At 67.4% G+C, this 6,190-nt stretch carries 4 protein-coding genes; 2 read left to right on the top strand and 2 right to left on the bottom strand.

Annotation, left to right across the window (positions count from 1 at the left end):
• The first annotated feature begins 17 nt into the window (after nt 1–17).
• The gene (locus tag DBR10_RS17530; RefSeq protein WP_108489753.1) at nt 18–608 is read left to right on the top strand and encodes a sigma-70 family RNA polymerase sigma factor; all 591 of its coding nucleotides are present in this window, start codon (nt 18–20) and stop codon (nt 606–608) included.
• 18 nt (nt 609–626) lie between these two features.
• Here DBR10_RS17530 and DBR10_RS17535 read toward each other — a convergent pair whose 3' ends face one another.
• Complete coding sequence (locus DBR10_RS17535; protein WP_108505180.1) at nt 627–1,490, bottom strand: pirin family protein; 864 nt, start codon at nt 1,488–1,490, stop codon at nt 627–629.
• Between the two features lie 190 nt (nt 1,491–1,680).
• Nucleotides 1,681–2,178, bottom strand: a complete 498-nt coding sequence (locus DBR10_RS17540) for an Lrp/AsnC family transcriptional regulator (RefSeq protein ID WP_035045585.1) — start codon at nt 2,176–2,178, stop codon at nt 1,681–1,683.
• 141 nt (nt 2,179–2,319) lie between these two features.
• Here DBR10_RS17540 and DBR10_RS17545 point away from each other — a divergent pair, with 141 nt between their 5' ends.
• A complete protein-coding gene (locus DBR10_RS17545; RefSeq protein ID WP_108505181.1) occupies nt 2,320–5,763 on the top strand; it encodes an indolepyruvate ferredoxin oxidoreductase family protein in 3,444 nt (1,147 codons plus the stop codon).
• Nucleotides 5,764–6,190: the final 427 nt, after the last annotated feature.

Here is a 6,190-nt window from a genome sequence, read left to right on the forward strand (position 1 = left end):
CCGGCCTGGAGACCGTCATGACCTCAGCCGCCGTGAACATCGCCGCCAAACCCGATTTCGAGCGTGACCTGATCGCGCTCATTCCGCACATGCGGGCCTTTGCCCGCAGCCTCTGCGGCAACCCGGCCGAAGCCGATGACCTGGCCCAGGATGCCTTGGCCAAGGCCTGGAAGAGCCGCACCAGCTATCAGCTCGGCACCAATCTGAAGGCCTGGACCTTCATGATCCTCCGCAACCAGTTCTACTCGGACAAGCGCCGGTCCTGGCGCTCCCTGCCGCTGGACCAGGAAGTGGCCGAGCGCACCCTGGTGGCCCACACCAGTGCCGATGACGCCCTTGAGCTGGACGACGTGCGTCAGGCCCTGGCCATGCTCCCTGATACCCAGCGCGAGGCCCTGATCATGGTCGGGGCCGGTGGCTTTTCCTATGAGGAGACCGCCGAGGTCATGGGCGTGGCCGTCGGGACGGTGAAGAGCCGGGTCAGCCGGGCCCGGGCCGACCTGCAGGCCATCCTCGAACGTGGCGACTATACCCGGGACGGCCGTCCCGCCGGTCTGGCCATGGGGGCTCTGCTGGCCGAGCTGCAATCGTTCCGCATCGCCGCCTGAGTCGCCCCCGGTCGCGCCCTAGGGCAGCGGGATGAACTCGTCATGGTCAAGGTCGGGCAGTTTCATGCGCCCGGCCTTCCAGTCGGCCTTCGCCTGCTCGATCCGGTCCCTGGATGACGACACGAAGTTCCATTCGATGAAGCGCGGGCCCACCGGCTCGCCGCCCAGCAGCATCACGGTCGAAGGCTCCAGGGCCTTGAAGACGACCGTTTGACCCGGGGCGAACACGGCCATCTGCAGCGACGTCAGCTCGCGCCCGTCGACCTCGACCCGACCGCTGGCGACATAGGCCGCCCGTTCGGGATATTCGGCGGGCAGGGCGGCGGTCGTTCCGGCTGCCAGGTCCCAGTGCACATAGAAGAGGGGCGAGAAGACCGGCACATTGGCCTTGGCCCCGAAGGCCTCGCCGGCGATCAGCCGCGCCTTCAGCCCGCCGCTCTCATAGGAGGGCAGGTCGGACGGCCCTTCGTGATGGCTGAAGGCCGGATCGGTTTCCTCGTACCCGTGAGGCAGGGCGATCCAGGCCTGCATGCCGTCCATTCGGCCGCCCTGGCGACGCAGGGTCTCGAAGCGCTCGGAATGGGTGATGCCCGAGCCCGCCGTCATCCAGTTGACCTCGCCGGGCCGGATCTGGGCCAGAGAGCCGACGCTGTCGCGGTGGGTGATCTCGCCCTCGAACAGATAGGTCAGGGTCGACAGGCCGATATGCGGGTGAGGGCGCACGTCGGCGCTCTTCGGAAATCCCGGCGCGAACTCGGCGGGGCCCATATGGTCGAGGAAGGTGAAGGGGCCGACCATGCGATGGGCATGGAACGGCAGGATGCGCCCGACCTCGAAATTGCCGATGTCGTGGCGGCGGGCTTCGATGACGAGGTCGATCATGAACGGCTCCGGCTGGGTTGGCCGGAAAGTCTCATGACTTGGCGCAGGCGTCTTGTTGAAAACGGCTGCCGTGGAGACTTGCCCCCTCCGGGCCGCTTCGCGACCCTCCTCCAACGGAGGGGGAAGAGGATTTTATCCGCCCGCCTCTGGGGGCGGACGACCGCGAAGCGGTCAGGTGGGGGGAGCCGTCCTAGCCCAGCGGGCTGACATACGGGCTGACCAGGCCCAGCGGGACAGCGGTCGAGTTCTTGACGCCGCGGATGACGATGCGGCTCTCGATGTTGGACACCAGGCCCAGCGACAGCAGCTTGTCGCGCAGGAATTCGTCGAAGGCCCGCATGTCGCGGGTGACGATCCGCATCTCGTAGTCGGCAGCGCCGGTCACGGTGGCGCATTGGACGACTTCCGCCCACTTGCCGACGGCCTGCTCGAAGGTGTCGAGATTTTCCTTGGTCGGCAGCGACAGCTTGACGGTGCAATAGACCTCGAAGCCCAGGCCCAGCTTCTCGCGATCGAGGATGGTGACGCGGCGCTGGATGACGCCCGCATCTTCCAGTCTCTTGATCCGGCGCCAGCACGGGCTGGACGAGAGTCCGACCCGTTCGGCGATCTCGGCGACGGACAGTCCGGCGTCGTGCTGGATGAGATCGAGGATCTTGGCATCCACGGCGTCGAGTTGTTCGGACAAGAATTCCTCCCCCAGAGGTCATTTGGCGCGGCGTTCATGCCGAAAGCGGCCATGACTCGGGCACGCCTTGGGCAAACAATTTCCCCGTTTCTATAAGATATTGCTACGCGGGCGAGAAGACCCGGGAGGAATTTTTTTGCTATGCGGCACTCAGAAGTCACTCTCGACGACAAATATCTTCTCGAAGACGGTCGCGCCTACATCACCGGCGTGCAGGCCCTGATCCGGGTTTTGCTGGATCGCAAGCGACTCGACACCCGCGCCGGGCTCAACACCGCAGGCTTTTTGTCCGGCTATCGCGGCTCGCCGCTGGGCGGACTGGACCAGCAGGCTGCCCGCCTGAACAAGCTGCTCACCGCCCATGACGTGGTCTTCAAGGAAGGCCTGAACGAGGATCTGGCCGCCACCGCCGTCTGGGGCAGCCAGCAGGCCAACCTGTTCCCGGGGGCCACGCATGATGGCGTCTTCGGCATGTGGTACGGCAAGGCCCCCGGCGTTGACCGAACGGGCGATGTCTTCAAGCACGCCAATTTTGCCGGCAGCTTCCCGACCGGCGGCGTGCTGGCCGTGGCCGGCGACGACCATGCCTGCAAGAGCTCGACCCTGCCGTCGCAGTCGGAATTCGCCTTCCAGGACTTCGAAATGCCGGTGCTGTCGCCGGCCGACGTCCAGGAGGTGCTGGACTACGGCCTGATGGGCATCGCCATGTCGCGGTTCTCGGGCCTGTGGACCGGCATGATCGCCCTGGCCGACACCATGGACAGCGGCGTGACCATCGACGTGTCGCTGGACCGCCACAGCGTCGTCACCCCGGAAAACTTCCCCCTGCCGCCCGGCGGCCTCGGCATCCGGCTGAAGGACCAGCCGATGGAGAAGGAGCGCCGGCTCCGTCTGCACAAGATCCCGGCCGCCCTGGCCTTCGCCCGCGCCAACCACATCGACCGGGTGGTGCTGGGCGCCTCGCATGTCCGGGTCGGCAAGGCGCGGCTGGGCATTGTCTGCCAGGGCCAGGCCTACAAGGACGTGCTGGAGGCCTTCACGGCCATGGGCATGACCCTGCAGGAAGCCGCCGATCTGGGCGTCTCGATCTACAAGGTCGGCATGCCCTGGCCGCTGGAGCCGCTGGGCATCCGCGCTTTCGCGGCCGGTCTCGAGACCCTGATGGTCATCGAGCACAAGCGCGGCCTGATCGAGCCCCAGGCCCGGGCCGCTCTCTATGACCTGCCCGCGCAAGCCCGTCCCCGCATCATCGGCAAGACCGACGAGCATCACCACCCGCTGCTGTCGGAACTGGGTTCGCTGTCGGTCGCCGAAATCGCCCTGGCCATCTATGACCGCCTGCCCGACGGGCCGCACATGGAGCGGGCCCGGGCCTATCTGAACCGCGTCTCGGCCGCCGGGGTCGCCGCTGTCAGCCTCGCCGCCGACCAGGCCCGCAAGCCGTTCTTCTGCTCGGGCTGTCCGCACAACACCTCGACCAAGCTGCCGGAAGGTTCGCGCGCCCTGGCCGGGATCGGCTGCCACTACATGGCCGGCTTCAACGATCCCTCGACCGACCTCAACACCCATATGGGCGGCGAGGGCCTGACCTGGGTGGGGGCTGCGCCGTTCACCACCGAGAAGCACGTCTTCCAGAACCTCGGTGACGGCACCTATAACCACTCCGGATCGCTGGCCATTCGCGGCGCGATCGCGGCCGGGGCCAACATCACCTACAAGCTGCTGTTCAATGATGCGGTCGCCATGACCGGCGGCCAGCGCGCCGAGAGCGGCTTTACCCCCGCCCAGATCACCCGTCAGCTGGCCTCCGAAGGCGTCACCAGGACGGTCATCGTCGTCGACGACCTGGAGCGCTATGCCCGGGTCACCGATCTGGCCCCCGGGGTCGAGGTGTTCCCGCGCTCCGAGCTGATGACCGTGCAGAAGATGCTGCGCGACACGGCCGGCACCACGGTGCTGCTCTATGATCAGACCTGCGCCACCGAGAAGCGCCGTCGCCGCAAGCGCGGCACCATGCCCAAGGCCACCCAGCGCGTCTTCATCAATCCGCTCGTCTGCGAAGGCTGCGGCGACTGTTCGGTGAAGTCCAACTGCGTCTCGGTCGAGCCGCTGGACACCGAGTTCGGCCGCAAGCGCAAGATCAACCAGTCCAGCTGCAATCAGGACTATTCCTGCGTCGAGGGCTTCTGCCCGTCGTTCATTACCCTCGAAGGCACTGAGAACGCGCAGTCGAAGAAGACGCCTGCCGCCCTGACGGCCGAGTCTACGCCCCTGCCGGCGTTCGAGCCCCTGACCGGGGTGCGCAAGATCCTGTTCACCGGGGTCGGCGGCACCGGCGTGACCACCGTCGCCTCGATCCTGGCCATGGCCGCCCATATCGACGGGCGTTCGGGCAGCGTGGTCGACATGACCGGTCTGGCCCAGAAGGGCGGCTCGGTGTTCAGCCACGTCAAGATCGGCGAGACTGAAGAGACCGTGGTCGGGGGCCGGGTGCCGGCCGCCAGCACCGACGTGCTGATCGCCTGCGACCTGCTGGTCGCCGCCAGCCCCGAGGGCCTGTCGCTCTATGCCAAGGACCGCACGGTCGCCTTCGGCAACAGCGACTTTGCGCCGACCGCCGACTTCGTCACCAGCCGCGACATCAAGTTCGACAGCGGGGCCATGGCCCGCCGGGTCAAGGGCGCGACCAAGAGCTTCGATGCCTGCCCGGCCCAGCACCTGGCCGAAAGCCAGTTCGGCGACGCCATCTATGCCAACATGATCATGGTCGGCTTTGCCTGGCAGCGCGGAGTGATCCCGGTCTCCAGCCGCGCCTTCTATCGCGCCATCAAGCTGAACGGCGTTGATGCCGAAGCCAACCTGCAGGCCTTCGAGCTGGGCCGCCGCATGGCCCATGATCCCTCGGCCGCCACACCGCGCGCTCCGGCTGTCGCCACGCCCGAGACCCTGCCGCTGGACGAGCTGATCGCCCGCCGCACCGCCGAGCTGACCGCCTATCAGAACGCCGCCTATGCGGCCCGCTATGCCGACAAGGTGGCGCGGGTGCGGGCGGCCGAGATCGCGATCAGCGGGGAGGGCGGTGATCTGCCCCTGACCCGCGCCGCAGCCGTCAATCTCTACAAGCTGATGGCCTACAAGGACGAGTACGAGGTGGCCCGCCTCTATACCGACGGGCGCTTTGCAGCCGAGCTGGCCGGCACCTTCAAGGGCGGCAAGGCCAGGGTCTGGCTGGCCCCGCCGCTGATCGCCCGCAAGGGCCCGGACGGCAAGCCGAAGAAGATCGCCTTCGGCGGCTGGATGCTCGACGTGGCCTTCCCGCTGATGGCGAAGATGAAGGGCCTGCGCGGCGGAGCCTTCGACATCTTCGGCAAGACCGAGGAGCGCCGCATGGAGCGCGGCCTGATCGCCTCCTACGAGGCCGGTCTCCACCGTCTGGTCGCCGGCCTGACCCCGGAGGCCCTGCCGCTGGCGGTGAAGATCGCCGAAGTGCCCCAGGCCATCCGCGGCTACGGCCATGTCAAGGAAGCCGCCGTGGAGACGGCCCGGGCGACCGAGGCCAAGCTTTGGGCCCAGTGGGTGGGCTAGGAGGCATCGGTAGACCTCATTTCACCCTTCCCTCTCGATGGGGGAAGGGCCGGGGATGGGGGTGACAGCGGTTCAGGATGGGGCTCGGCCCTGGTGCCACCGTCCGGCGGAAGCCACGACGTCGCCGCCTCACGCGGTCGTGGCCGCTGAAGGGATGGGAAGGGCTGCGGAGCGTCCGGACCGCGTCCGGAAAAAGAGTTTTGAGTACCGTTTCGACGAAGTTCAGACGCACCGCGTGATCGTTCTGTCGGACGCGTGCGGCGCTTGAGCCCTGTTCGGACCTCGCCGCCCTGAAGCCTCCGGCGGGCGGACCGGGTTGCGACCCCGTCCCGGACTGTGAACCCTTCCAGGTTCACCTGCTGCTCGCCCGACCCCTGCCGTGACGTCGTTTCTGTGATCCACGGCCGACCGCCGCCAGACACGACAG

This window comes from Caulobacter sp. HMWF025 (assembly GCF_003060965.1).
In the GTDB taxonomy this organism is placed as follows: Bacteria; Pseudomonadota; Alphaproteobacteria; order Caulobacterales; family Caulobacteraceae; genus Caulobacter.

Excerpts from the sequence above, each read along its gene's own strand:
- DBR10_RS17530 (WP_108489753.1), top strand. The coding sequence starts at position 18 with ATGACCTCAGCCGCCGTGAACATCGCCGCCAAACCCGATTTCGAGCGT.
- DBR10_RS17545 (WP_108505181.1), top strand. The coding sequence starts at position 2,320 with ATGCGGCACTCAGAAGTCACTCTCGACGACAAATATCTTCTCGAAGAC.
- DBR10_RS17535 (WP_108505180.1), bottom strand. The coding sequence starts at position 1,490 with ATGATCGACCTCGTCATCGAAGCCCGCCGCCACGACATCGGCAATTTC.